Origin of the sequence: Paraburkholderia edwinii (genome assembly GCF_019428685.1) — a bacterium.
In the GTDB taxonomy this organism is placed as follows: Bacteria; Pseudomonadota; Gammaproteobacteria; order Burkholderiales; family Burkholderiaceae; genus Paraburkholderia; species Paraburkholderia edwinii.
On record NZ_CP080096.1, the window covers coordinates 1,645,093 to 1,670,891 of the forward strand.

Annotated in this window: 25 protein-coding genes; 13 read left to right on the forward strand and 12 right to left on the reverse strand. The window is 63.7% G+C overall.

The annotated features are described in order from the left end of the window. Positions 1-128 precede the first annotated feature (128 nt). Positions 129-1,358 (forward strand): glycolate oxidase subunit GlcF, encoded by a 1,230-nt coding sequence (gene glcF, locus KZJ38_RS29105; RefSeq protein ID WP_219803519.1) that lies wholly within the window; start codon positions 129-131, stop codon positions 1,356-1,358. A gap of 51 nt (positions 1,359-1,409) precedes the next feature. Here the strand turns inward: glcF and KZJ38_RS29110 are convergent, their stop codons facing one another. Both KZJ38_RS29110 and KZJ38_RS29115 read right to left on the reverse strand, forming a co-directional pair. Then, positions 1,410-2,144, reverse strand: a complete 735-nt coding sequence (locus tag KZJ38_RS29110; protein ID WP_219803520.1) for a FadR/GntR family transcriptional regulator — start codon at positions 2,142-2,144, stop codon at positions 1,410-1,412. Positions 2,145-2,449: 305 nt separating this feature from the next. Then, positions 2,450-3,505 carry a LysR family transcriptional regulator gene (locus tag KZJ38_RS29115; RefSeq protein WP_219803521.1) on the reverse strand — a complete coding sequence of 352 codons (1,056 nt, stop codon included), beginning with the start codon at positions 3,503-3,505 and terminating at the stop codon, positions 2,450-2,452. A gap of 312 nt (positions 3,506-3,817) precedes the next feature. Here KZJ38_RS29115 and KZJ38_RS29120 point away from each other — a divergent pair, with 312 nt between their 5' ends. From KZJ38_RS29120 to KZJ38_RS29130, 3 genes are all read left to right on the forward strand, one after another. Beyond that, a complete protein-coding gene (locus KZJ38_RS29120) occupies positions 3,818-4,123 on the forward strand; it encodes a DUF4148 domain-containing protein (protein WP_219803522.1) in 306 nt (101 codons plus the stop codon). A 68-nt stretch (positions 4,124-4,191) separates the two neighbouring features. Beyond that, positions 4,192-4,620, forward strand: a complete 429-nt coding sequence (locus KZJ38_RS29125; RefSeq protein WP_219803523.1) for an ester cyclase — start codon at positions 4,192-4,194, stop codon at positions 4,618-4,620. A 380-nt stretch (positions 4,621-5,000) separates the two neighbouring features. Next, entirely contained in the window at positions 5,001-5,525 is a 525-nt protein-coding gene (locus KZJ38_RS29130) for a hypothetical protein (protein WP_219803524.1), read from the forward strand. A 4-nt stretch (positions 5,526-5,529) separates the two neighbouring features. On the opposite strand, the gene KZJ38_RS29135 is transcribed toward KZJ38_RS29130, so the two are convergent. The 4 genes from KZJ38_RS29135 to KZJ38_RS29150 all read right to left on the reverse strand — a co-directional run bounded on the left by KZJ38_RS29135 (position 5,530) and on the right by KZJ38_RS29150 (position 8,937). Further along, positions 5,530-5,925 (reverse strand): hypothetical protein, encoded by a 396-nt coding sequence (locus KZJ38_RS29135; RefSeq protein ID WP_219803525.1) that lies wholly within the window; start codon positions 5,923-5,925, stop codon positions 5,530-5,532. Between the two features lie 233 nt (positions 5,926-6,158). Next, positions 6,159-7,478 carry an MFS transporter gene (locus KZJ38_RS29140; RefSeq protein WP_219803526.1) on the reverse strand — a complete coding sequence of 440 codons (1,320 nt, stop codon included), beginning with the start codon at positions 7,476-7,478 and terminating at the stop codon, positions 6,159-6,161. 135 nt (positions 7,479-7,613) lie between these two features. After that, positions 7,614-8,600, reverse strand: a complete 987-nt coding sequence (locus KZJ38_RS29145) for a D-2-hydroxyacid dehydrogenase family protein (protein WP_219803527.1) — start codon at positions 8,598-8,600, stop codon at positions 7,614-7,616. A 22-nt stretch (positions 8,601-8,622) separates the two neighbouring features. Further along, on the reverse strand, positions 8,623-8,937 hold the full coding sequence (locus tag KZJ38_RS29150) for an NIPSNAP family protein (protein ID WP_075160119.1): 315 nt from the start codon (positions 8,935-8,937) through the stop codon (positions 8,623-8,625). A gap of 109 nt (positions 8,938-9,046) precedes the next feature. Between KZJ38_RS29150 and KZJ38_RS29155 the strand changes: the two genes are divergently transcribed. Further along, positions 9,047-10,057, forward strand: coding sequence for a LysR family transcriptional regulator (locus KZJ38_RS29155; RefSeq protein WP_219803528.1), 1,011 nt, complete (start codon positions 9,047-9,049; stop codon positions 10,055-10,057). Positions 10,058-10,121: 64 nt separating this feature from the next. On the opposite strand, the gene KZJ38_RS29160 is transcribed toward KZJ38_RS29155, so the two are convergent. Beyond that, positions 10,122-10,364: a hypothetical protein gene (locus KZJ38_RS29160; RefSeq protein ID WP_219803529.1), complete on the reverse strand. Its 243-nt coding sequence runs from the start codon at positions 10,362-10,364 to the stop codon at positions 10,122-10,124. A 280-nt stretch (positions 10,365-10,644) separates the two neighbouring features. On the opposite strand from KZJ38_RS29160, the gene KZJ38_RS29165 reads away from it, so the two are divergent. The 3 genes from KZJ38_RS29165 (at position 10,645) to KZJ38_RS29175 (ending at position 14,361) form a co-directional block, all read left to right on the forward strand. Continuing rightward, entirely contained in the window at positions 10,645-12,039 is a 1,395-nt protein-coding gene (locus KZJ38_RS29165) for a mercuric reductase (protein WP_219803530.1), read from the forward strand. 102 nt (positions 12,040-12,141) lie between these two features. Further along, entirely contained in the window at positions 12,142-12,546 is a 405-nt protein-coding gene (locus KZJ38_RS29170; protein WP_219803531.1) for an FKBP-type peptidyl-prolyl cis-trans isomerase, read from the forward strand. Between the two features lie 354 nt (positions 12,547-12,900). Continuing rightward, complete coding sequence (locus KZJ38_RS29175) at positions 12,901-14,361, forward strand: mechanosensitive ion channel family protein (protein WP_219803532.1); 1,461 nt, start codon at positions 12,901-12,903, stop codon at positions 14,359-14,361. Positions 14,362-14,432: 71 nt separating this feature from the next. Here the strand turns inward: KZJ38_RS29175 and KZJ38_RS29180 are convergent, their stop codons facing one another. After that, positions 14,433-16,667 (reverse strand): pyridoxamine 5'-phosphate oxidase family protein, encoded by a 2,235-nt coding sequence (locus KZJ38_RS29180; protein ID WP_219803533.1) that lies wholly within the window; start codon positions 16,665-16,667, stop codon positions 14,433-14,435. 130 nt (positions 16,668-16,797) lie between these two features. Next, positions 16,798-17,415 carry a glutathione S-transferase family protein gene (locus tag KZJ38_RS29185; protein WP_219803534.1) on the reverse strand — a complete coding sequence of 206 codons (618 nt, stop codon included), beginning with the start codon at positions 17,413-17,415 and terminating at the stop codon, positions 16,798-16,800. Positions 17,416-17,729: 314 nt separating this feature from the next. Here KZJ38_RS29185 and KZJ38_RS29190 point away from each other — a divergent pair, with 314 nt between their 5' ends. Together KZJ38_RS29190 and KZJ38_RS29195 are read left to right on the forward strand one after the other, a co-directional pair. Further along, positions 17,730-18,575 carry a TlpA family protein disulfide reductase gene (locus KZJ38_RS29190; RefSeq protein WP_219803535.1) on the forward strand — a complete coding sequence of 282 codons (846 nt, stop codon included), beginning with the start codon at positions 17,730-17,732 and terminating at the stop codon, positions 18,573-18,575. After that, complete coding sequence (locus KZJ38_RS29195; protein ID WP_246642066.1) at positions 18,572-19,081, forward strand: DUF302 domain-containing protein; 510 nt, start codon at positions 18,572-18,574, stop codon at positions 19,079-19,081. Before KZJ38_RS29190 ends, KZJ38_RS29195 begins: the two co-directional genes overlap by 4 nt. 42 nt (positions 19,082-19,123) lie before the next feature. On the opposite strand, the gene KZJ38_RS29200 is transcribed toward KZJ38_RS29195, so the two are convergent. The 3 genes from KZJ38_RS29200 to KZJ38_RS29210 form a co-directional block, all read right to left on the reverse strand. Beyond that, positions 19,124-19,750 (reverse strand): hypothetical protein, encoded by a 627-nt coding sequence (locus tag KZJ38_RS29200; RefSeq protein WP_219803536.1) that lies wholly within the window; start codon positions 19,748-19,750, stop codon positions 19,124-19,126. Positions 19,751-20,094: 344 nt separating this feature from the next. Next, entirely contained in the window at positions 20,095-20,781 is a 687-nt protein-coding gene (locus tag KZJ38_RS29205; protein WP_219803537.1) for a hypothetical protein, read from the reverse strand. A gap of 498 nt (positions 20,782-21,279) precedes the next feature. Beyond that, entirely contained in the window at positions 21,280-21,999 is a 720-nt protein-coding gene (locus KZJ38_RS29210) for a GntR family transcriptional regulator (RefSeq protein ID WP_219803538.1), read from the reverse strand. Positions 22,000-22,246: 247 nt separating this feature from the next. Here KZJ38_RS29210 and KZJ38_RS29215 point away from each other — a divergent pair, with 247 nt between their 5' ends. From KZJ38_RS29215 to KZJ38_RS29225, 3 genes are read left to right on the forward strand one after another with little or no spacing between them, the layout of a single operon-like run. Continuing rightward, entirely contained in the window at positions 22,247-23,680 is a 1,434-nt protein-coding gene (locus tag KZJ38_RS29215; RefSeq protein ID WP_219803539.1) for an MFS transporter, read from the forward strand. Next, positions 23,677-25,032 carry an MmgE/PrpD family protein gene (locus KZJ38_RS29220; RefSeq protein ID WP_219803540.1) on the forward strand — a complete coding sequence of 452 codons (1,356 nt, stop codon included), beginning with the start codon at positions 23,677-23,679 and terminating at the stop codon, positions 25,030-25,032. The genes KZJ38_RS29215 and KZJ38_RS29220 overlap by 4 nt, the downstream gene beginning before the upstream one ends. Further along, positions 25,025-25,762 carry an MmgE/PrpD family protein gene (locus tag KZJ38_RS29225; protein WP_219803541.1) on the forward strand — a complete coding sequence of 246 codons (738 nt, stop codon included), beginning with the start codon at positions 25,025-25,027 and terminating at the stop codon, positions 25,760-25,762. The genes KZJ38_RS29220 and KZJ38_RS29225 overlap by 8 nt, the downstream gene beginning before the upstream one ends. Positions 25,763-25,799: the final 37 nt, after the last annotated feature.

Sequence of the window (25,799 nt, forward strand, 5' to 3'; positions counted from 1 at the left end):
AATGCGCGTTCAAGCTGGCGAGCGCGCATTCATGAGATGAGCCCATCTTTCAGGGGCCGCCATTCGAGGCAGCAATCCAGGGCCGCCATTCAAGGGCAACCATTAAGGGCCGCCATTCAAGGGACCGCATGCAGACGAACCTTTCCGATCGCGCGCGCAGCTTGCCGCATGCCGACGAAGCCGATGAAATCCTGCGCTCGTGCGTGCATTGCGGCTTCTGTAACGCAACGTGCCCGACGTATCAGCTTCTCGGCAACGAACTCGACGGGCCGCGCGGCCGCATCTATCTGATCAAGCAATTGCTCGAAGGCGAAGCGTCGACCGAAAAAACGCAAACGCATCTCGATCGCTGCCTCACGTGCCGTAATTGCGAAACGACGTGCCCATCGGGCGTGCGCTATCACTCGCTGCTCGATATCGGCCGCGCCGAACTCGAGCGACGCATCGAACGGCCGCTGCGCGAGCGCGCTTTGCGCGCGGGCCTGCGTCACGTGATTCCGCGCCCCGGTGTGTTCAACACGCTGCTGAAAGCGGGCCGCGCGGTGCGGCCGATGCTGCCCAAAGCGCTCGGCGACAAGATTCCGGCGCAGCAGATCGCGGCGAAGGCGCGCCCGCCGCGGCGCCACGCGCGCCGGATGCTGATGCTCGAAGGCTGCGTGCAGCCGTCACTGTCGCCGAATACGAACGCGGCAACCGCGCGCGTGCTCGACCAGCTCGGCATCAGCATCGACAACGCGCCACAGGCGGGCTGCTGCGGCTCGACCGACTACCATCTGAACGCGCAGCAGGCAGGCCTCGATCGCGCGCGCCGCAATATCGACGCGTGGTGGCCGGCTATCGAGGCGGGCCGCGTCGAAGCAATCATTCAGACCGCGAGCGGCTGCGGCGCCTTCGTCAAGGAGTACGGACATCTGCTGCGCGACGATCCGCGCTACGCGGAAAAAGCCCGGCGGGTGAGTGAACTCACGCGCGACCTCGTCGAAGTGCTGGCGGCGGAAAATCTCGATGCGCTGCGTTTGACCGAAGCGGCGCGCCGCATTGCGTTCCATTGCCCGTGCACGCTCCAGCATGCACAGAAACTGGGCGGCGCGGTGGAGGGCGTACTGCAGCGGCTCGGCTTCGAATTGTCCGCGGTGCCCGACGCGCATCTATGCTGCGGCTCGGCCGGCACGTACTCGTTTACGCAGCCCGAGTTGTCGAAGCAGTTGCGCGACAACAAGCTCGATGCGCTCGAAAGCGGCAAGCCGGATCTGATCGCGACGGCGAATATCGGCTGCCAGGCGCATCTTGCGGGCGCGGGCAGAACGCCGGTGCGGCACTGGATCGAGATTGTCGAGGAGGCGCTTGCGGATGCGTGAGCGGATGCATGAGCGGATGCATGAGCGCCTGCGTTCGCGCGCGCAGCACGGCTAACGCGAGGCGTTCTCGCGGATAAATTCGAGGTGGGTGCCGAGCGCCGCGCGTGCGGCGCTTGGGTCGTGCTTGCGGATCGCTTCGTAAATCGTGCGGTGCTGCTGCACGAGATAAAAAAGATCGGCGTTGCGCTTCTTGAAGGTCGCGTACGTTTCTTCGATCGACTTCTGCACGAGGTTATGAATGCCGTGCATCACATGCACGAGCACGATATTGTGCGTGGCGTCCGCAATCCTCAAATGGAACGCCGCATCGAGCTGCGGCAAGCTCACTTCGCCATCTTCCACGTCGTAGGGTTGATCTTTGCCGAACGCGGTTTCGAGTTCGGCGAGCGCTTCCTTGATGTTCTGGATGTCTGTCTTGGTGGCACGCACCGCCGCGAGCTCGACCGCGACGGCTTCGAGCCCTTCGCGCATCTCGAGAATATCGCCGGCTGCCTTGCGATGGCGCGCCATCAGATGCGCGAGCGGGTCCGCGATCAGCGGCGCGGTGGAGTTCGCGACGACGTAGCCGCCGCCCGTCTTCGACTGGATCAGCTTGCTGCCTTCGAGCCGCAATAGCGCCTCGCGCAGCGACGGGCGCGAGACATTGAGCTTCTGTGCCAGATCGCGCTCGGACGGCAGCGCTTCGCCGGCCCGCAGCGTTCCGTCGACGATCAACTGCTCGAGCTGGTCGCAGACCGCGTCGGAGAGCCGGAATCGCGGTGGCGGAACGATAGGGGTGTAGGACATCGGTGCCTTCAATTGATGGACTGTGCGCCTGGGTTTGCGTCTGAAACTGTGGTTGACCCGTAAAAACACGATGGTTTTTCAACGGGCAACTGTAGCCAGTAACAGGAGTCCGGTCAATTGCGGCTGATACGCGGAGGTGCGGTGAATCAGGCGATGAGCCGAAACCGCCGGATCGCGCCGGTGAGGCGCGTCGGGCGGATTGGTCGGATCATCGTCTGGTGAATCGCTTGATCAGTCGGCTCAATGAGCCGGCTTAATGAGTCGGCTTAATGAGTCGGTTTAGTGAGTCAGCTCATTGAGTCAGCTCAATGAATCGTTTCCACCGTCGCGGAGGGCACGGGCGACTCCTTGGCGGCCAGTGCGAGCGCGCCGTTTTTGAGCCCCGCGTTGCGCGGCCCACGCGTTTGGGTTTGCACGAGACCGCGCGTCGCGAACGATTCGACTTCATGTTCGAGGCGTGCGAGTTCAGGCGTGACCCACTTGCGCAGAAAGTCGATCAGCGTGCGCGTTTTTGCATCCATATAGCGGCGCGACACGTAAAGCGCGTAGACATTGAACGGTCGCAGGCGCATTTGCGGCAGCACGCGCACGAGGGCGCCGCTGCGCAAATCGTCGAGCACGTTATACGCGCACATCATGCCGATGCCGGCGCCGGTGACCAGTGCGTGACGCAGCGCATCGGGCGAACTGGTTTGAAACGGCGACGACTTCACCGTGACCAGCATCGAGCCGTCGGCGCCCTCGAGATGCCATTCGTCGGCGGGTGCGAGCGGACTCGATAGACGCAGCAGCGTATGTTGCGCGAGGTCTTCGACGCTTGCCGGCGTGCCGTGCCTGTCGAGATAGTCGGGAGACGCGGTCAGAATGCCGTGACTCGTGCCGAGCGTCTGCGCGATGTACGCGGAATCGGCCAATTGCGTGGTGCTGGCGAGCGAGATGTCGTAGCCGTCCTCGACGAGGTTCGGAATGCGCTGTTCGATATCGAGATCCAGCGAAACGTCGGGGTGCTCGGCCTGATACGCGAGCAGCGCCGAGGTGACCGCGCCGCGCGCGAGACCTGGCGTCGCATGCACGCGAATGCGCCCTTGCGGATGCGACATTGCATTGCGTGCCTCGACATTTGCATTGTCCAGTTCCGCGAGAATCAGTTTTGCGCGTTCGAAGTACTTTGCACCTGCTTCGGTTACCGAAAGATGTCGCGTGGTGCGGTGAAGCAGCAGCGTTTGCAGTTCATCTTCGAGCAGCGATACCGCGCGCGACACCTGCGCGGTGGTCGTGTCGGTCTCTCGCGCAACGGCCGTGAACGTGCCGGCCTCCACGACGCGCACGAAAATGCGCATGCTATGAACCATGTCAACCATGACGAACCTCTCTTGTGGCAGATCCGCACCACATCGAATGGAATCGATGCTGTCATAGTTAGACACAAGTGTCAAGAATGGCGCTGGTGGGGCTGGTGGCGCGGATGGTGCGGATGGGGCCGGAAGCGCTGCTCACCGCTGCATGCCGGAGGTGTGGGTCCGCATCGATTACTGCGTTGCGCGTAAACATAGTCTGTCGGTATTTACCCTTAAACGAAGGGCGCGCGATGACTAGACTTCAGCCAACGACGAAATGCAAGTTCGCATCCGATCGTCGAAGGTCACTCTCTAATCGTTGTGAGGCTAATCATCATGAAGATCCGACAAGCTTTTCTGGCATCCCTTGTTGCTTCCGCGCTTGTTGTGCCGGCTGCGGCATTCGCGCAGCAATCGACCATCACCCGTGCGCAAGTGAAAAATGAACTCGCCCAACTGCGTGCTGCAGGCTATCAGGGCGATACCGAAGCTTCATATCCGGTTGAGATTCAGGCTGCGGAAGCACGCGTGGCCGCGAAGCGGGCGCAGGGGGCATCCGGCTATGGTCCGGGCACGGCGGGGACGTCGGCAGCGGGCGCGGGCGCTACGCCGGCTCAGCAGCCTGGCCAATCCGGTCAGTAATCCGATGTTTGGCATGCCGCGAGCATGCACGTATTGCACGTTTGAGTTTGAGTGGGTGGAAGAGACAAATGGACGGGCGCAATTCAGTGCGGATTGTTGAGAATTTCTGGCGGCAGGTCTGGCAGGCCGGCAATCCGGACGCGGTAGACAAACTGGTTGCCGAGGACTTCGAGATCACGACTGGCGGTGTGACGATCGGTTCGCGCGATGCGTTCAAGTCGTGGGTGGCGGCGTTTCTTGCCAGCATCGACGACTTTGAATTTCACATCGTCGAGATGTTTTCGAGCGCGAGCGGCGATCGCGTCGTGACGCGCTGGCGCGTGACGGGCAAGAACAACGGCTTTATGGGTTTCGAGGCCGATGGCGCGCCGATCGATATGACCGGTACCGCGGTGTTCGAAGTGCGCGAAGACGGGTTGCTGCAGCACAACTGGGTGGAGCGTAACGCGCTGGAAGTGGAGCGGAATATGGAGAAGTTCAGGGCGCGTGCCGCGTGATGGCTGACGCTACGAATCAGGTAATTGCCGCAAGCAGATGATCTTCATTTGTCGCGCATAACGACATACGGTTTGACAATTCTTTACCAAACGCTTTTCACAAAACTCCTGCATTCGAGTCAAATGTCGTTCGCAAAACGAACGAATGGGGAGCGAAGGTGGAGTGCGTTGACGAAATGCGTGTGCAGCGATGCAACGGGTCGCGATTGGCCGCGTCTACTGTCGTGGGGAAGGGGCGCGCCGATGCGTAAGGCGGCGGTACGGAATGGTGATCCGACCTCCGACAAGATTTCCAGATGAGTCGATTCGGAGGGGCGTTAATCGCCGCTGCCCTGTTCGCATTCACATATGGATGCCCGGCGGCTTATCGAACCTTGGATATGACCGCGCAATTTCCACCGGGCGCTCAAGACCCGCATCTTCCTCATCCGGGCACGATCAAGGCCAAGTTCGATTGGAATGGATCAACCGAGCAATGGAACGCCTCCGATTTTCCAGAAAGTTTTGTTTTTCGGTGTTTCGATGCGAAGGGAGAACTCACCGCGCGAGCAAGCGCTGCGTGGTGCATTCCGGTCGTTGAGATCGAGACCGTCCCTGTCGATGAAAATGGGAAGGCGGTCGCGCCAAGCGAAGCGGACTCGATATCAAATACGGTGTATGGACCCGGTCACACATTCATTGAGCACACGTCGTCTGCGCCTAACCTCAAGCGTCAGCGGGAACTGGATCAGCGGCGGCAGCCGGGAACGAATGGAACCCCATTGCAGAAAGACGCATTCCGGGAGCCGCCCGAGCCTCAGTCGTTGTATCGCGAACAGGGCGATATCTCACGACAAGATCGTGCCGCGCACGGAAGCAAACCCGGACTTTGGGCGCGATTGAAGGTCTGGCTAGGGCGTGCCTGACCGCTCACAACGCCGCATCAACCAGCAACGACGCCTTCAGCTGACGTATCCGCTGATCGACAAAATACCCACCGCCTTCCACGTAACGCAAATAGCTTCTCCCGCACACCGTGCACTCCGACACCGTGCAGCGGTTATACGGGAAATAGCGCGGCGCGATCGGCGCATCGGCGGACCAGTAGCGCGTGCCGTCCGGATGATATTCGGCGAAGGTTGCGTCGTCCTGGTGCTGTTCGGCGAGCGTGCCCGCTACGTGCAATTGCGCCTCGGGCATCGACAGCGGCAGCGTTTGCCAGCCGTCGGTCGGCGTTGCGTTGCAAGCGCACGCAACAGTCACGGCTTCCGAGCGCGAGGCGAGTTCAGTCAGTGCGGCGAAGTCGAGAAGGGCAGGTGAGGTCATCAGTTCGTGAATGGCGTGCTGATCGGGCAGAAGCAGGGGCGGAAGCCGCGGCCGAAGATGGCCCATGGGTGGGCGCATGAGCGGGCGCATGAAATTGCCCGCAAGCATCGCACATTTGAGCGTCGTTTGCGCGCGCCGGATGCACAGTTGAAGTGCAACGCGGCGCCCGTTTCCAACGTGAGTTCAATCCCGTGACTCTAATGCGGCAGCTTCAACGCGGCCGCAGCAAACCCTCACTGCAACGCGCTCGACTCCGACAGCGCCCCGCTTTCCTCATTCACCGTCGCCCGCTCGGGCAGCAGGAACGCGATCAACGAGGCAAGGAACGCGGCCACCGCGAGCGCGATCAGGGCCGCACCGAAGTGCCCCGTGAAGTCCTTGATGATGCCGACGAGCCACGGCCCGAGCAGCCCGCCGAACTGGCCGATCGTATTGATCAGCGCAATGCCGATCGCGACGGCCGCGCCCGTCAGGAATTCGCCGGTGAGCGTCCAGAACACCGCGAGGCAGCCCCAGATGCCAGCCGCAGCAATACACAGCAGAATCAAACCGATCAGCGGTTGCGACACGAATGCGCATGCAAGCAGCGCAAGACCGCCGATCGCCATGCAGATCACGATATGCATGCGGCGCTCGCCGACGCGGTCCGAATGGCGCGCAACCAGATACATCGACACGGCCGCGCAGCAGAACGGCAGCGCGCTCACGAAGCCGACCTGCAGATCAGTCAGCGAGCCCATGTTCTTGACGATCTGCGGCAGCCACAGCAGCACGCCGTAAAACGCGGTCAGGAAGCAGACGAACAGCAGCGACAGGCTCCACACGCGGCCCATCACGGCGATTTTCATAAACGGCAGGCTCGCCGTTTTCGTGAGCTTCGACGCTTCAGTTTCAAGCTCGTTGACGAGCCACGCACGCTGATCGTCGCGCAGCCACGTCGCGCGTTGCGGGCGGTCGGTCAACCAGAACAGTACAAAGAAGCCGAGAATCACCGCCGGAACGGCTTCGAGCAGCAGCATCCAGCGCCATCCGGAATAGCCGTGCACGCCATCCAGCGCATGCATCAGGACGCCCGACAGCGGCGAGCCGATCGCCGATGCGACCGCCGTGGCCATAATCACGCCCGCGTTCGCGCGCGAGCGGTAGCGCACCGGAAACCAGTAAGCGAGGTAAGCGACCACGCCCGGAATAAAGCCCGCTTCCGCGACGCCGAGCAGAAAGCGCAGCACGTAGAACGAGGTCTGCGAATGCACGAATGCGAGGCCTGCCGAAACCAGTCCCCATGTGATCATGATCCGCGAAATCCACATGCGCGCGCCGAAGCGATGCAAGGCAATATTGCTCGGTACTTCGAACAGTGCGTAGCCGATAAAGAAGATGCCGGCGCCGAGCCCGAACACCGAGGCGCTGAAGCCGAGTTCATGGTTCATGCGCAGCGCGGCGAAGCCGACGTTGACGCGGTCCATGTAATTGATAATGAGCAGCACGAACAGCAAAGGCACGAGGCGCCGGTAGACGCGGCTGATCGTCGATGCTTCAAGGGTGTGGTCCAAAATCTGTCTCCATCTGTACGCGCGGCCTCCGTACGGCCGCGCAATCTTGAGTTTCTAGCGCATTCGGCTTACATCTTCCCTAAAGCCACGCGCAATGTGCATCGGCAAGGCGCAAGCCCATCCGATGCGTGCCGCTCACCCCGCCGAAGCGCCCTCGACGGCCTGCGGATTGAGCACATTGATCGGCTTGCCCTCGCGCCACGCGAGCACCTGATCGATCGCAATGCCGAAGTAGTGCTCGTACGTGTCCTTCTCGACATAGCCGATATGCGGCGTCGCGAGCACGTTGTCGAGCTTGATCAACGGATGATCCGCGCCATAAATCGGCTCGTGCTCGTAGACGTCCACTGCGGCGAAGCCGGGCCGGCCCGCCTTCAGCGCCGTTTCGAGCACGCCCGGCGCGATCACTTCGCTGCGGCTCGTGTTGACGAAAAGCGCGGTCGGCTTCATCGCCGACAGATCCTGCAGCGTGATCGAGCCGCGCGTGGCCGGCAGCAGGCGCAAATGGCAGCACACCACGTCGGCCTGCGCGAAAAACTTCTGGCGGTCGCTTTCGCTTTCGACGCCGTCGGCAAGCGCCGCGGCGCGCGAGGTCTCATGATCGTCGAGCGCGACGACTCGCATGCCGAACGCGCGCCCATAGCCGCCGACCACGCTGCCGATCTTGCCGTAGCCGGCGATGCCGAGCGTGCGGCCTTTGAGTCCGATGCCGAGATGCCCTTGCCATAGGCCCGCTTTCAGCCGGTTCGCTTCGACATGCACCTTGCGCATCGACGCCATCACGAGCGCCCACGTCAGTTCGGCCGCAGCCGTCGTTGCCGAGCCTTCCGCCGAAACAGGAATGCCGCGCGCCGTGCAAGCGGCGAGATCGACGTGGTTCGCCGCGCGGCCGGTCTGGCTGATGAACTTCAGCTTCGGCAGGCGCGCGAGCAGTTCGGCCGTCACCGGCGTGCGCTCGCGGATCAGCAGCAGCGCGTCCGCATCGGCGAAGCGCTTCGCCTGTTCGTCGATGGATTCGAGCGTGTCGTTATGAATTTCGACGTCGAATTGCGTAGCGAGCTTCGTATAGCAATCGAGCGTGCGCACGCAGTCCTGGTAGTCGTCGGAAATGATCACTTTCATCGGTGGTCTCGGTACTGTTCTTTTAGATCTTCGACCACGGGGCCGACATCACGAGCTGATTTTCCTGGCGCTCGATATAGCCCTGTGCGGTCATCTTTTTGTATTCGGCCCAGTCCGGGTCCGCTTCCATCGCGGCGCGGCGCCGCTGACGGTCTTCAAAACTTTCGTAGCCCCACAGGTGCACGACCTGGTTCAGCGTGCCCACTTCGGAAATGAAATAGCCGAGCGGGTCGCCCACGTGCCGGCGTTGCACCGGCAGGCCGTACTTCTCGTACAGCGCCAGATAGGCCTTCAGCTGGCCCGGCACGATCGTGTAGCGGCGCAGATCCACCAACATCCGTATGTCTCCTTCAATCAGTCATGCTTAATCGATCATGCGGCGAGTCTAGTGGTGTCAGATGTGGTAATACAATCGATTAATTTCGCTTGATTCACGAGAAAAATAGATGAATGACAAGTCGCTGAATGCGCCTTCCAAACGCCTTTCGATTCGCCATATCCGTGCGTTCGTCGCGGTCGCGATGCATCGCAGCCTCACGCGCGCGGCGGAGTCGCTGTTCGTCACGCAGTCGGCGTTGAGCCTCACGATCCAGCATCTCGAAGACGACCTGGGCATCGCGCTGTTCGACCGCTCGACACGCCGTATCGATCTGACGCAGGCAGGCCGCGAGTTTTTGCCTTCGGCTGAAAGGCTGTTGCAGGATTTCGATTCGTCGATCCGCACCATGCGCGCGCTCGGCAAACGCGAGCGCGGCAAGGTGGGGGTGGCGGCGGTGCCGTCGGTGATGGCGTTGCTGCTGCCGGAGGCGGTCGCGGCTTATATCGACGCGTACCCGAATATCGACATCTATCTGCGCGAAGACAATTCCGAAACGGTGCAGCAGCGCATTATCAACGGCGACGTCGACTTCGGCATTTGCAGCCCCTGGGAGCACGACCCCGAACTCGTGTTCGAGCCGCTTTTCGAAGACAGTTTCGGCGTGGTGTTCGCGCCCCACCATGCGCTGGCCGAAAAGGAGGGCGAACTGTCGTGGCAGGACATCGACGGCTACCGGATTATCGGTTTCAGTCCCGACCTCGGCATGCAGCATCAGTTGAGCCGCACAGTGGGCTTAAGTGTCGAGGTGCGGGAGCCGCGCTATCGCGTATCGAATACGTCGACGATCGAAACGCTGGTGGCGCGCGGCGTGGGCGTATCGATCATGTCGGCGCTGGCCGCGCAGCGCGCGCCGCTCGATACGCTGAAGCTGCGTCTGTTGTCGCAGCCGGTGTTGACGCGCACGGTCGGCGTATTGCGCCGCGAGGGCAAATCGTTATCGCCGGCTGCGGCGACGATGCTGCAATACGTGCGCGCCGCGGTGCCGCAGCTCGCGCGCTTTCCGGGCGTGCGCGTCGACCCGGCGCTTATCGACGAAACCGCCGCACTCCCGCCCGACGTTACGCCGCGCAAGGCTTAGCGGAGCGCGCGCCACGGCATCGCGCCGTCATAGCGCGTTTGCCGGTTTGCGGTCGGCCAGCCGCTTAATCCGCGATCTTCGCGGTAGCGACGCCCATCGCGACCCGGCGCAGTGCTGCGCGGCCCAACTCCCATGCTCGTTGCGCATCGCGTTCCTTGCGCGCGACGCGCGCGGCGATCGCTTTCTCACACGAGCGTTGAGCAATGCGCGCATCGATGCGCTCGATGGCGATTGCCAGCACCGTCGACAACACGCCGACTGTGACGCCCAGTCCAATGAATAACGACAGCGAAGGGGTAAAGCTCATTTTCTACTCCTCAATGCGACGACGATTCGCGACGACGATTCGTCTGAACCATCCGCTTCGCGTGTGACGGCGATTCCGGATGTTGAGGAGCGTAATCCCGCTGAATGAGCGCAGAGTGATGACCCGCGATCCGGAATCCGGAAATCCGCAGGAACCCGAAAGGTGCGATCTCGCTAACATGGCGCGTTTTGTACAGAATCCCCGCTAACGGACCGCGACAATGAACTGCCCGTTCTCAAATCGCACGGGCTATTTCATGAAGTCACGACGGAGAAGAGGAATGTCCAAACTGGAACAGGTCGACACGCTGATCCTCGGAAGCGGTCAGGGTGGCAAGCTGCTCGCGTGGCACCTCGGCAACGCGGGCCAGCGTGTCGCGGTGGTCGAGCGTCAATGGGTCGGCGGCTCGTGCCCGGCGGTCGCGTGTCTGCCGAGCAAGAACGAAATATGGAGCGCGCGGGTTGCACATCTCGCGCATCATGCGGCCGATTTCGGCACGATAACGGGCGCCGTGAAAACCGATCTCGCGAAGGTCCGGCAGCGCAAGCGCGACATGATCGCGCGCGAAAACGCCGCGCATCTCGCGTTCTATGAATCGAGCGGCGCGCAACTGATCATGGGCCGCGGCCAGTTTACCGCACCGAAGACCATCGAAGTGACGCTCAACGACGGCGGCACGCGCACGCTAAGCGGCAATCAGGTCGTGATCAACGTGGGCTCGCATGCGGCGATTCCCGATATCCCGGGGCTTGCCGATGCGCAACCGCTCACGCATATCGAAGCGCTCGAACTCGATCAGTTGCCCGAACATCTGCTTGTGCTCGGCGGCGGCTATATCGGCATCGAAATGGCGCAGGCGTTGCGGCGTTTCGGCAGCCGCGTCACGATCATCGATCACAACCCGCACCTCATGCATCGCGAAGACGCCGATATTGCCGCGGAAGTGCAGAACATCCTGCGCGGCGAAGGCATCGAACTGCTGCTCGATGCGCAGACCACGAAAGTGGCCGGGCAGTCGGGCAAGGACGTGCGCGTCACGGTGCGCGCGGGCGGCAGCGAAAGAACCGTTGAAGGCACGCATCTGCTGGTCGCGACCGGGCGCATTCCGAACACGGCCGGCATCGGCCTCGAGAAGCTTGGCGTCGAACTCGACGAGCGCGGCTATATCCGCGTGAACGAGCGTCTGCAGACCAGCGCGCCGGACGTCTGGGCGATCGGCGAATGCGCGGGCAGCCCGCACTTCACGCATGTCTCGGTCGACGATTTCCGCATCGTGCGCGACAACATGGCGGGCGGCCAGCGCAGCACGCAGGACCGGCTCGTGCCGTACTGCATGTTCACCGATCCGCCGCTTGCGCATGTCGGCCTCAACGAACGCGAAGCGGAGCGCCAGAAAGTGCCGGTGCGCGTCGGCAAGCTGCCGATGGCCCACGTGCTGCGCGGCGAAGCGACCGACGAGACGCTCGGCTTCATGAAGGTGCTGGTCGGCAACGACGATCGCATCGTCGGCTTCACGATGCTCGGTGCGGAATCCGGCGAAGTGATGGCCGCGATGCAGACCGCCATGCTCGCCGGCCTGCCGTATCCGAAGCTGCGCGACGCGGTGATCGCGCACCTGACGTACGCGGAAGGGCTGGGCCGGTTACTCGGCAACGTGCCGGCGCGTGCGGGCTGAGCGTTCATCATCGCTTAACCGGGCGCGTGCAAGCTCCGCGTGATTCAAACCGGCCGGACCCGATTCGCTACAATAGCGCCGGCCATTCACGAGGAGAATCTGATGAAATTTGCATTGTGCGCGCTGACCGCCGCTGTTTTCGCCACCGCTGCCGGCAGCGCCTTCGCGGCCCAGACCGAGAAGCTGCCGTCCGGCGTGACGGTCGAACATCTGACGCCGGGCAACGGCCCGCAGCCGACCGCTTCCGACGTCGTGCGGGTCAACTACCGCGGCACGCTGACGAACGGCACCGAGTTCGACAGCTCGGCCAAGCATGGCGGCCCGGCCGAATTCCCGCTCGCCCGCGTGATCCCGTGCTGGACGCAAGGCGTCGCGACGATGAAAGTCGGCGAGAAAGCGAAGCTCACGTGCCCGGCTGCGACCGCGTACGGTTCGCGCGGCGTCGGCGTGATTCCGCCGAACAGCGACCTGATCTTCGAAGTCGAGCTGGTCGGCATCGTCAAGTAAGCAGGGCGCGTTTTACAGGGTCGCGCTTCGGCGCGTCCCTTATCTTCCGGTATTCCCGCAGTCGAATTCCGCAGGCCGCATCGGCGTTGTGCAACGCAATGCCCATGCGGCCTTTTTGCGTCCATCGTTCGACGCATTCGTCAACACATTCGCTCACACATTCGCTCACACATTCGTTCGGCTCCCCCTTGCTGCGTTCCCTCCCGGGCAACACGGCGTGCGACGGGGCATACAGCGAAAAACGCGTATCGCGTGTTACTGTGAGCAGTCGCGCGCCCGCGCGGCAGCCTGCCGCCGCGGTGAGGGTCGGGCGGGCTGCGGCAGGCGCCATTGCACCCATCGCATGGAGGCGCCTTGGACCATCCTTTGATCATCGGCTACGCGATCCTTGTGGTCGACCTCGCCGTATGGCGATTCCGTCTGCCGGCCCAGGAAGTGCCGCGGCTGTTCGCCCGGCTGCTGCTATTCGCGGCGCTCAGCTATGTGCTCTTCGCGTCGGGCCTGAGCCCGTTTTCGCAAGCGCCCGGCTTCGGCTCGATGCCGCAGCATGTGCTGGGGCAGGTCCTTGAAATCATCTGGTGGTTGATGGGTGCGCGCCTGCTCGGTCAGGCGCTCGACACGCTGCTGCTGCCGAGCGCATGGCGCCGTCAGCGGCTCTTTCAGGACGTATTCGGCGCGCTCGTTTTTCTTGCCGCGATCGTCGCGTCGCTCGGCTTCGTGCTCGAGCTGCCGATACGCGGGCTCGTCGCCACCTCGGGCGCGTTGGCCATCGTGCTCGGTCTCGCGATTCAAAGCACCTTGAGCGATGTGTTCGCGGGCATCGTGCTCAATACGACCGAGCCGTATCAGATCGGCGACTGGGTGTCGGTCGACGACGTCGAAGGCCGGGTGGTCGAAATGAACTGGCGCGCCACGCATCTGCTGACCTCGCAAGGCAATGTTGTGATCGTGCCGAACGCGGTGGCCGCCAAAACGAAGATCACGAATAACAGCCGGCCGGGCGCGCTGCACGGCGTGAAGGTCAGCCTCGAAATTTCGCCGCAGGAGCGGCCCGCGACGGTGATCAGCGCGCTCGAGCGGGCGGTGAAAAGCGTCACGTCGCTGATGTCGGACCCCGCGCCGTATGTGACCGCGAAGCACAGCACGGTGAACTCGGTGCTGTACGAAGTGGCCGGCTTCGTCAACGACATGGGCAAGAAGACGTCGGTGACCAACGAGCTATTCGATCTGTGCTACCGGCATCTCGCTTCGGCCGGCGTCGATCTGCGGCCGCTCAGCGTGCCGGCCGCGCCGGCCAAGCTCGACGATCCGCGCGAGGCGCTGCTGCGGCGTGTCGAACTGTTTGTGACATTGAGCCGCGACGAACTGCACGATCTTGCGCCGCTGTTGACGCGCAAGGAATACGAGGTCGACGACGTGCTGGTCACGAAGGAGGTCGTGCCCGAGTGCATGACGATCGTCGAATCGGGCATTCTGAGCGTGACGCTCGACGAAGCGGACGGCGGCAAGATCGAAGTGTCGCGGCTCGGCCCCGGCGATACGATGGGCGAACAGGGTCTGCTCGCGGGCATGCCGGTGCGCGTCACGGTGACGGCATTGAGCCGCGTGGTGGTCTACCGGTTGGAGAAGGAAGACCTGACGCCGCTGCTCAAGCGCAACCCCGATGTCGCGCGGGAAATGTGCGAACTGCTGTCGCGGCGGCAGGACAAGCTAAGCCGCATTTCATCGTCCGCGGCGCCGGTCGCGCATACCGAGCAGGGCGTGTTTCAGTGGCTGCTCGACGGGATGCGCAAGCTGCATGATCTGACGTTTTAAGGGCGGCGCGGGCGTGCATAACGGCGCGCGTTGGCTCACGACGGCGCACACGCATGACACCCGCACACCCGCTACAGGTCCAGCACCAGCGGTTCGCCGCCACCGGCCTGATCGGTGCGCGCCGGCACCGCACAGCAAATCAGCGCTTCATTTTCACCAACCGGGAATTCCGGCGGGCTCGCATAAGCGACTGCGCCATCCACAATCCTTGTGCGGCAACTTCCGCAAGTGCCGCCCCGGCAGCTGAATTCCGGCGACAGTCCTTGAGCTTCGGCCAATTCCAGCAGCGAACCGCTTGCCGGATTCCATTGCGCTTCCTTGCCGGACTTTGCGAACACGACCGGCGTGGGTTGCGCCGCAGGCACGTGTTGCACGGCAGGTGCAGACGGCGCGGACGGTGCGGCAGCTGCCGCAGTTGCGCTAACTGCCGCAGCCGTGTCCGTTAGCTTGCCTTCACGTGTCCGCTTGAGCCCCGACGGCCCGAACGCTTCCGCATGAATCCGCTCGTCGGCGATATTGAGCTTGCGCAAGCCGTCGTATAGCGATTGCATGAACCCGGCCGGCCCGCATAGATAAAAATCGTAATCGTCGAGCGGCAGCGTTTCGCGCAGCAGCGCGATGTCGAGCCGTCCCGATTGATCGAAGTCTTTGCCGCGGCGTGCCCCCTGCGGGTCCGAAAGCGTGCGCACGACCTCGACCGCGCCGCCCGAAACACTCGCGAGATAGTCGACTTCATCGGTGAACGCGCGTTCGTGCGGCGTGCGCGCCGACTGGAACAGCCAGGTCGGCCGCATGTGCCGCGTGCGCAGCCCTTCGTAGACGATATGCCGCAGCATCGCGATCATCGGCGTGATGCCGACACCGGCTGCGAGCAGCACGGCGGGGCGTTCTTCCTGCGCATCGATCGTGAAGCGGCCGGCGGGCGCACGCGCTTCGATCACGCTGCAGACGCGCAGCGTGTCGTGCAGATAGCGCGAGACGACGCCTTCGCGCTTGACGCTGATGCGGTAGCCGCCGTCCGCAGGCCCCGATGAAATCGTGTAGGTTCGGCGCACCGTCTTCACTGCACCCGGCGCACCCGTTTCATCGGGCAACGCCACGCGAATCGGCAAATGCTGTCCCGCTTCATGCGGAATCACGCCGGCGCCATCGGCGGGTTCGAGATGAAACGAGCGGATCGTCGTGCTTTCGTCGACGATTTGCGCGACCTTGAACGGCCGCCATGCATCGGCAAGCGCGGCCGCTTGCAGACGGTGTTCGGCCTCGGTCCAGTTGCCGGTCATCAGCGAGTTCAGCGACCAGCCGTCTTCGTTGAATACCCAGCGCAGCGGCAGCGCGCGCGGCCTGTAGACAACACGGCGCGGCTTGACGCGCCACAGCCGCTCGGCGCCCTGAAACGCGGCGACTTCCGGCGAATCGGTATCGACCGATGCGTCGCCTGTAATCTGCAGCAGATCGCCGGTCGCGAAATCGACGAACACGAGGCCCGCGCGGCCGTTCACGAAGATATTGCCGAGCGTCGCAAAGAACAGGTTGCCCGCAAAGTCGGGAATGGTCAGCACGCCGTCCGCGCCGATACGCACGAAGCCCGTGTTGCCGCCGCGATGCGAGACGTCGACTTCGCGGCGCAAAGCGGCAGGGGCGTGACCGTCCACATTGTCCGCGTTGCCGTTTGCGCTGTCGTTCGCGCCGCTGTTGGCATTGGCGCCACGGTCCGCATACGACGCAACAAAAAACGTATCGGCCGCCGCAATGATTTCGCGCGCACGCCCGGTCAATTCACTGCTGATGACCGGCGCGGCATCCGACGTCACCGACGGCTCGCGCGTGAACGTGAAGTTACGGATCTGGATGTACTGCGGGCAGTTGCCGAAGCTTTGCCCGACATCGACCGCAAAGCCACCCGCACCCAGCTCACGCACGATGCCGTTCATGCGGTTGCGCCGGCGCGTATGCAATTCGATGCCGAGCAGCGCGACGGCGGCGCCTTCCCGCACGCCGGCCGCCGCCGGGTCGCGCGGCTCGGGCATCGCATTGACGCGCAGCCGGTGCGGATCGGGCGATTGCACAAAGCCCGGCTTGCCCGCCACCAGCGTCGCCCATGCGTCGCCGTCAGCGTCCACGGAACCGAGCGCGACAAACGGCAGTTGGGCGAAGAACGCCCGATGCTGGTCGGGCATATAGTCGCGCACCACACGCCGCCCGAGATCCTTCATCCGGTCGGCGACGCCCGCTTGCCGCTGCAATGCGACTTCGCCGGCGTGCCACGTCGAACCAGGTTCATCGAGCATAACGGGTGTGGACATGTCCATCATTGCGCTCCTTCGAAACTTGCCGAAGCACCGGCCGGGCCGGCGCCTTGATCCTGCATCGTGCTGCACGTTGCGACGCTCTTGCGCGATCGCGCGCCGGCTTGCCGCGTTGTCCGGCGCGTTCTTACTTCGTGGCCCTCAGGCCGGCCGCCGTCTTTCTGAACTCGACGAAACCCGGCAAGGCTTCGACACGCGCGAGCCATGCGAGCACCTGCGGGTAGCCCGACAGATCGACGTTGCCTTCCGGCGCGCCCGAGATATAGCTGTAGAGCGCCACGTCCGCGATCGTCGGCGTCTTGCCGGTGATGAAGTCGTGGTTGGCTAGCGCCTCATCGATCAGACCGAGAATGCGATGCGCGCGCGCAATCACCTCGTCGGCATTGAACGCACGGCCGAACACCGTGACGAGCCGCGCGGCGCAAGGCCCGTAAGCAATCTCGCCGGCCGCGACCGAGAGCCATCGTTGCACCGCGGCTTCGCCGGCGGGCGTCTGCGGCAACCAGTCGGTCTTGCCGGACTTGCGTGCCGCGTAGACGAGAATCGCGTTCGAATCGGCAATCACCGTTTCGCCGTCGATCAGTACCGGAATCTGCCCGAACGGGTTCAGCTTCAGGAACTCGGGCGATTTATGCTCGGCGGCCGCGAGATCCACTTCGACCACGTCATGCGGAATGTCAAGTAGCGACAGGCCCAGATGAGCGCGGTGCGAATGGCCGGACAACGGATGGAAATACAGTTTCATGGCGCGGGTCTCTTGTCTGATGGAGGGCACGGACGATCCGGGCCGCACGTATGCAGTGTAGGAATGGGCCGCGCGATTCTGAATACGCCGTGCACTCAAAGCATCTTTCTCGTTACGAGAAAGATCGGCGGGAAGCCCGTGCGACGGCCCTCGGCAGGCCTCGGAAAGCGCGTGGAAAGCGCGGGCGGCACACGGCCGCGCCGTGTCTGAGCCGCACAAGCATGTCGATGATCCGTTCGGGCATGCCGGCTCGCGGCGCGCGCGGCTACACTCCAAGCGGGCGTTTTCCTGTTCCGCGGCGAGGCGCGGCATCGATGAATCTCGGATTTATTTCACTACCGGTCGGACCGTTAATCCTGTTCGCGAGCGTGATCGTGGCGCTGGTGGCGGGTCGCTTCGCGGCGCGACGCAGGCGCGACGGCGAAGCCGCCGCGGCGAATATCGACCAGTCGATCTTCAACACGCTGATCGTCGGACTTATCGTGGCGCGGCTCGTGTTCGTCGGACGGTACTTGCCTGGGTATGAAGGCAGCATCGGGAAGATGCTCGATTTCCGCGATCGCGGCTTCGACCTGTTCGCGGGCGCCGCGGCCGGCGCTTGCGTGGTCGCGTGGATCATGCTGCGCCGCCGCGCGTTGCGGAAGCCGCTCTTCGTTGCCGTGGCTGCCGGTGTGGCGACATGGAGCGTGGCGAGCGCGGCCGCTCAGTTCGCGCAGGCGCCGCAGACCGTGCCGCAGGTATCGGTGATCGACAGCAGCGGCCAGCCGCGGCCGCTCGCGCGCAACGACGGCAAGCCGCTCGTCGTCAATCTGTGGGCGACATGGTGCCCGCCGTGCCAGGCCGAAATGCCGGTGCTCGCGCAGGCGCAAGCCGCCAACGGGCGCGTCGATGTGGTGTTCGTGAATCAGGGTGAAGCGCGCGCGACCGTCGACGACTATCTCGACTCGCGCGGCATTCATATTGCGAACTCAATGCTCGATCCGAATCTTGCCGTCGCGCGCGCGGTCGACGCCGCCGGTTTCCCGACCACGCTGTTCTACGATGCGCGCGGCCGGCTGGTTGCGCGCCATCTCGGCCCGTTTTCGCGTGCCACCTTTGAAGCGGCGCTTGAACAGTTCTATCCGGCCGATTCCGCGCAGAAGCAGGAGGCCGCGCGATGAGCGAGCGCCGCGCGCACCGCGTCGGACCGTTGCCGCGTTTTGTCTTCGCGGCGCTGCTTGCTTTCCTCACCTACTCGATGGAGCCCGTCATGACTGCCCGAGCCGATACACCGGATACGATGCCCGCATCGCTTGTCACGTTGTCCAGCCAATACGATTTCGCGACGACGGTCACGCGTTTGCGCGACACGCTCGCGGCGCGCGGACTGACGCTATTCGCCGATATCGACCAGAGCGAGGCGGCCGCGGGCGTCGGCATGCCGTTGCGGCCCACGCGGCTTTTTCTGTTCGGCAATCCGAAGTCGGGCACGCCGGTGATGGCCGCGTATCCGCATGCGGCGCTCGAATTGCCGCTGAAGGCGGTGGTGTGGGAGGACGCGGACCGCCACGTGCATATCGACTATCAGGATGTGACGAAGACGCTCGTGGCGTATCACGTCGATGCGCCGCTGCTGGCGCCGTTGCAGCAGGTTCCGGCGTTGCTGCGCACGGTGGCAGGGCAGTAGCGCATAGCGCGCCTCGATCATGAAGGGCCGGACGCGCTTGCTTTAGCGTGGCGGCAGTTGCGCAAGGCTTCGCTCGATATCGCGCAGTTCGTTAGCCCTCGCGTATAGAAAGTCGCGAATTTCTCGCAAGGCGTTTTCCGCGCCTGACAGACGGCTTTTAGTCTGGTCGACGAGTCGTTCGTGCGGCCCGGCATCTTCGTGGCGATTTCGGACCTCGCGTAATTGATCTTCGGCGCGCTGTCTTTCCTGGTCCAGACGGTCGATCAATTGAAGCGCCTGGCGCTCGTGGACGATGTGGCTCGCGATCCCTTGTTGAATCTGGTTGCGGGCATACTCCAGACTCTGGCGCTCCGCCTCGACGCGCGGATCGTTCGGGCTTCCGCCGCGCAAGCCGACCTTCGCATGCGGACGCCAACCGGCGGCGGTCAGTTCGACTGGAATACCGGGCTTCTCCGGCTCCTGCAGTTGGACCACGCGCCACGTGTTGTTTGCCGGATCGTGGCGCACTGCATAGAAGTGGTTGCCGATCCGCACAAATCGCGCGCCCGTTTCATCGACGACCATCTGCGGGTGATGCTCATCCGATCGCAATTCGCCCTTTGGTGTTCCGATGTAAGCCTGCGATAGGAAGCCGGATCGTGTGCTGTCAGTCTGCGCCGTGGGGCGCATTTGCCGTCCGGCCGCCTGATGCCTGGTTGGCGCAGAGTCGTGCGACGTGGACTTGACGTGCCGTTGCGTCCCAGGCCTCTGCTCGTTGATCTCACGCCTCGCGCCCGGCACAGACGTTTCCGGCTCGCGAGTGTGCGTTCCCGATGAGCCTGTTCTACTTACGTCGACATGCACCTGACCGTGTAATACGGGAAATCCATTCATGGCAAACACTCCGGTAAATGGGACTAGTGAGGGTTGGCGCGCTCGCGACCCGTGCTTATGCGGGCGCCGATCGCGGCTGTCGATGCGCGAGGAGCACCGACGGTCGATTCGATGCTTCGATGCAGCGAGCCATCGCGTGGCTATTCGAAGTCGTTCAATTGCGCGGCAAGTTGCCTGATACGCTGATTCGTGCGCGGGACCGACTGCCGGATGTGTTCCAGGTCCGCGGTCATCGTATCGATACGCGAGCGCAAGGTACCGAGGTGCGTGTCGTGTTCGTCGATCATGCGCTGCAGCGCGTGCATCAAGTTTCTTTTGCGTTCGATCTGAACCCGCGCTTGCTCTAACGTGGTCTGAAACGACGGATCAGCGGCGTCGCGCCCGACTGCCGCGGTGAAATAGTCGAACATCCCTTGCCAGAAGTCGAGATCGGTTCGTACCGACTGCCGGTCGGCGCGCGTTTGCACCTGAAACGCGTCGTACCTGCGTATCAGGTCTTGTGTATCGTGAATGCGCCTGTACACATCGAAACGTCGGTCAAGGAGGTGTACCAGGGTGGCTTGCGTTTGACGAAGATCGTTCTCGATCTGCGCGCGTGTCGGGAGCGCGCGTCCGCCAGCCAGTCCGACGTCGTGACGCACGCGCCATTGGCCTCCCGGGTCAAGCCCGATAGGGATGCCGGGTTTGGCAGGGTCCTGTGGCTGCACGACGCGCCACGTTCCGTTTGCCGGGTCGTTGCGAACCGCGTAGTAGTGTTTCCCTGCTGCGACGAACCGTTGTCCCGCTTCGTCCGTCAGGACACCGGCATGCTGCAGGTCCGATTGCAAGTCGCCTCGCGGCGTGCCGATGTAAGCGTCGGGCAGCGTACCGGCGATCGTGCCGGCGGCAGACGCTGGGGTCGCGCTTGCCCCAGCGGATCGCCGTCCGGCGGCGTGAGACCCAACGGCCGGGCGCAGACCGCTCGCCGCGCGTCCGGCATCTGGCGACGATGGTTTTGCTTGCGCCTGTTGGCCACTTTCCAGGCGCTGTGTATCGATTCGAGGCAGAGGCGTGTGTGATTCCGGCGAGCCTGTTCTGCCGGGCTCGACATGAACCTGAAACCGTAAGGCGGGAATCGTGATCATCGCGAACGCTCCGGGCCCACAGGGACGATGGTGTGCGCGTTGCAATCGCGCGCCGTCGGAACCGGCGCAATCGAGCGAAAGCAGCGCGTGAGCGCCATTTATTCAGAGTTTCGCGTTGCGATGTAGTGCTATGAGCGATGAGCGCGCAGGTTCGTGCCCCGCACCGGAAAGGCGGCCACGAACAGCGTGCCTGCGCATGCATCAGAACTTCTCCGGATCCTTCTCCCACGCAAGCTCGATCGCATGCAGCGCGCCGAGCACGATCGAGCGGTTCAATGCCGCCGCGAGCGTGCCGTCGCGTTCCTCGTACGCTTCGCACAGGCGCTGGTGATCGGCGCACGAGCGCTGCAAACGGCCGGGCAACGACGTGCTCAGATGGCGCAGGCGGTTCGTGCGCATCTTCAGCGTATCGAGCACTTCCTTGAAGATGTTGTTGCGCGAGACACGCAGTTCTTCGTCGCGAAACTGCACGTTTGCCCAGAAATAGCCGTCCACGTCGTCGCGCGCGGCGACATCGGCCAGACGCTTGTGCGCACGCCATAACGCGGCGATATCGTCGTCGTTGGCCTGCTCGACGATTGCGTAGGATACCTGCGCGTACAACACCGCGCGCAGCTGATAGATCTCGCGCACGTCCTTGATATTGAGTGTCGACACTCGCGGCCGGCGCCGCGGTGACCAGTCGACCAGACCCTCGCGGCTCAGCACGAAAAGCGCCTCGCGCACCGGTGTGCGGCTCACGCTGAAGCGTTTCGCCAGATCCACCGAATTGAGGTCGTCGCCGGGCCTCAGGCGTCCTTCGATAATGCCGCGCGCGACCCATTCGACGATCTCAGCCACGCGCGGCGAATCGGCTTCCTCGAGCGGCGTCGCGCTCGTGGCGAGACTCGTCGCCGCGTTCTTGTCCCCATCCCTGACCATTGTCTGTTTCCTCGCTCGACTGGCGCCGATGCATTGATGCACTGCACGGGGCCAGATTCTAACAAACCGGCAACGGCCGGCGACACGCGGTCCGGGCGTCGATCTGGCCCGTTCCGGAACTTAAAGTGTGCACACTTAAACAAGGTTTCACTTGAGTTTACTCGAAAGCAATCGCATACTGGCTTCAAGTGTCGACACTAGTTCATCTTAAAAGCACACAGTTTCGATTGGAAGACAGGAGACGTCGATGTATATGGACAAGGAGCTCGCCACCGCCGGGTACGGTCACGCGAGCGTTTCGGCGCGCCTCGACCGGCTGCCGCCCACGCGCTATTTCAGAGGGCTCGTGGCGCGCATCGCGGTCGGCGGGTGGTTCGAGTTCTATGAGCTCTTTATGGCGGCGTATGTGTCGCTGGGCCTGATTCACAGCGGGCTGTATCGCGCAACGACGGCGAGTCTGTTCGACATCAACGGCTTTGCGAGCTTTCTCGGCTCGTTCTTTGCCGGCATGTTTCTGGGCACGGTCGCGCTGGGCGGGATCACGGACCGCTACGGGCGCCGCGCGGTGTTCACAGCGGCGATGGTCATCTATTCGATTGCGACGTTCATTGCGGCCTTCCAGACTTCACCCGAACTGCTCGACGTATGGCGTTTTGTCGCGGGCGCGGGGATCGGCGTGCAACTGCTGACCGTCGATACATACATCTCGGAACTCACGCCCTATAAAACGCGCGGCCGTTACATGGCGTTCAGCATTCTCGTGATTCTCACGTCGGTGCCGGTCGTCGCGGTGCTCGCATATGGGCTCGTGCCGCGCACGGTGCTCGGTCTCGAAGGCTGGCGCTGGGTCATGATCATCGGCTCGGCCGGCGCAATCGCGATCTGGTTCGTGCGGCGCGGCCTGCCGGAGTCGCCGCGCTGGCTCGAAAGCAAGGGCCGCGATCAGGAAGCGCACGCGATCGTCGATGCGATCGAAGCGCGCGTGGTCGCCGAAACGGGCCGGCCGCTCGCCGCGCCGCAGGTTGACGCCGCCGCGAGTGCGGACCCGCACGGCCACGCATCGGGCAAGGACAAAGGTTCGTGGGGCGAGATCTGGAAGGGCCGCTATCTGCCGCGCACGATCATGCTGTCGCTCTTCAACTTCTGCCAGACCTTCGGCGTGTATGGCTTCGGCTCTTGGGTGCCGGTGCTGCTGTTTTCGAAGGGCATCACGATCACGCACTCGCTGCTCTACACGATGGTGATCGCGTTCGCGACGCCGCTCGGCGCGATCGGCGCGGTGACCTTCGCGGAACGGCTCGAGCGCAAATGGCAGCTGGTCGGCTGCGCGCTCGTCGTGGCCGCGGCGGGCCTGCTGTTCGGCCAGGCGCGCGAGCCCGCGATGATTCTGATCTGCGGCAGCGCGGTGACGATCGCGAATAACTGGCTGATCGGCATCTTCCATACGTACCAGGCCGAGCTGTATCCGACCCGCATCCGCGCCCGCGCGGTCGGCTTCGTCTTCAGCTGGAGCCGGGTCAGTTCGATTTTCGTGGGGTTCTGGGTGGCGGCCTTGCTCAAGCATTCGGGCGTGACCGCCGTATTCGTGCTGATTTCGTCAGCCATGTTAGTGATCGTCGTGATGGTCGGCTTGCTGGGCCCGAAGACCAACGGCGTTCGTCTCGAGGAGTTGTCTCAATGAGTTTTGTCGCCGCCGCATTCGCGCAGGGCCTTTATGCGCTCGCGCAGCGTCCGCTGCCCGCCGATGTCCAACGGGAGGCCCGGCGTTCGTTTATCAATGTGGTCGGAACGTCGATCGGCGCATCGCGCCATCCCGGCGTGGACGCGATTCTCGGGGCCGCCCGCGACTTGCGCGTCGCCGCGCTCGCGCCGGTGCCGGGCCGCACCGAACGCGTCGATGTGCATTTCTCGGCGCTGGCGACCGGCTTCGCCGGCCATCTCGACGATTTCGACGACACTCATCTCGCGACCGTGATTCACCCGGCCGCGTCGGTGCTGGCGGTGCTGACCGCGCTCGCGCCGGAAACGAAGCCGACCGGCGCCGCCGCGCTGACCGCGTTCGCGCTCGGCTGCGAGGCGCAGCTGCGCGTCGGCGTATCGATCTCGCCCGAGCACTACGACCGCGGCTGGCACATCACGGGCACTTGCGGCGTGATCGGCTGCGCGTTCACCGCGGGCCTGCTGCTCGGTCTCGATGAAGCGCAACTGGCGGACGCAGTCGGCCTCGCCGCTTCGATGTTCGTCGGCCATCGCGAAGCGTTCGGCACGATGACGAAGCCCTACCACCCGGGCAAGGCGGCCTCGAACGGCATCGCGGCCGCGCGTCTCGCGAAGGCGGGGCAGCGCGCGCAGGCCGATATCTTCGAGGCGCAAGGCGGCTATTCGCATTCGATGTCGACCAAGGTCGATTTCGATCTGATGATCGGTGCATTCGGTGAACGCTGGGAACTGCTTTTCAATACCTACAAGCCGTATCCGTGCGGCATCGTTGCGCATCCGGCGATCGACGGCGGCCTTGCGCTGTCGGAAAAGATTGCGAATGCGGCCGATATCGAAGCGATCACGCTGCGCTGTCATCCGCTCGTGCCCGAGCTGATGGGCAACCCGCAGCCGAAGGACGGACTGCAGGCGCGTTTCAGCGCCATTCACGGTGTGGCCGCCGCGTTGTGCGACAAGGTGGTCGGCATTGCGCAGTACGAAGACACGCGCGTCGTGCAGGAAGACGTCACGGCCGTGCGTGCGAAAACGACGCTAGCGCCGGATACGTCGGTGAACCGCGACGAGGTATTTATCGAAGCGCGGCTGAAGAATGGCACGAGCGTCAAACATCACGTCGAGCATGCACGCGGCAGTCTCGCGCGTCCGCTCACCGACGACGAACTGCTGAACAAGGTTCGTCTGCTCGTCGATCCGCTGCTGGGCAACGGCACCGCGCAGAAACTTGCGGCGGTGGTCGATGGTATCGCCGACGCCGCGAATCTCGATGGGCTTTTCGCGCTTTGCACTACGACGAAGGAATCGAATCATGCATAACCCCGCTGCTCACTCCGCCGTATCCGACGCGCTGGTCCGGTTCGCGTCGGGCTCACTTACCGAACGAGGCGCACCGGCCATCGTCGCCGCGGCGCGAGCCGTCGAGCATGCGCGCTCGAAGCTCGCTGCGCTGAACGGCGCAAGCCGGCAGACGGCCTCGCTGCTGCAGTTTCAGGGCAGCGGCCCGAACGACACGCGCGTGCAGTCGTGGGCGCTCGGCGCGACGCTGTCGAACGAAGCCCCCGCGACGGTGGCGACGCCGGTGCTGGCCGCGGTCGTCGCGACCGGCGAGCTCGTGTCCGCCGAGGCCGACGATCTTGCGGCGGCCGCCGCGGTCGGCATCGAAGCGGCGCTGCGGATTCACAACGCGGTGGACAGCGACGAGTTTCGCGCGCGCTGGAATGTTGCGTCGGCAGTCGGCGTGCTTGGCGCGGTGCTCGCGGTCGCGCGCATCCTGAAGCTCGACGAGACGCGCACACGCAACGCGCTCGGCATCGCGGCGACGCAATCAGCCGGACTCGCGCACAACGCGGGTCTGCCGCTCGCGGGGCTCGAGGTCGGCAAGGCCGCCGCCGATGCGATCGAGGCCGCGCTGATGGCGAAGCACGGCTTTACGAGCGCGCCCGCTTCGATCGACGGCCGGCGCGGTTTTGCCGCGCTGATGGCGTACCGGTTCGATGCGGCGGCGATTACCGAAGGGCTGGGCGACGAGTGGTTGTCGGTGCAGTGAGTCTCAACCGTTGCGGATGAACGCAGACGGCGCGCGG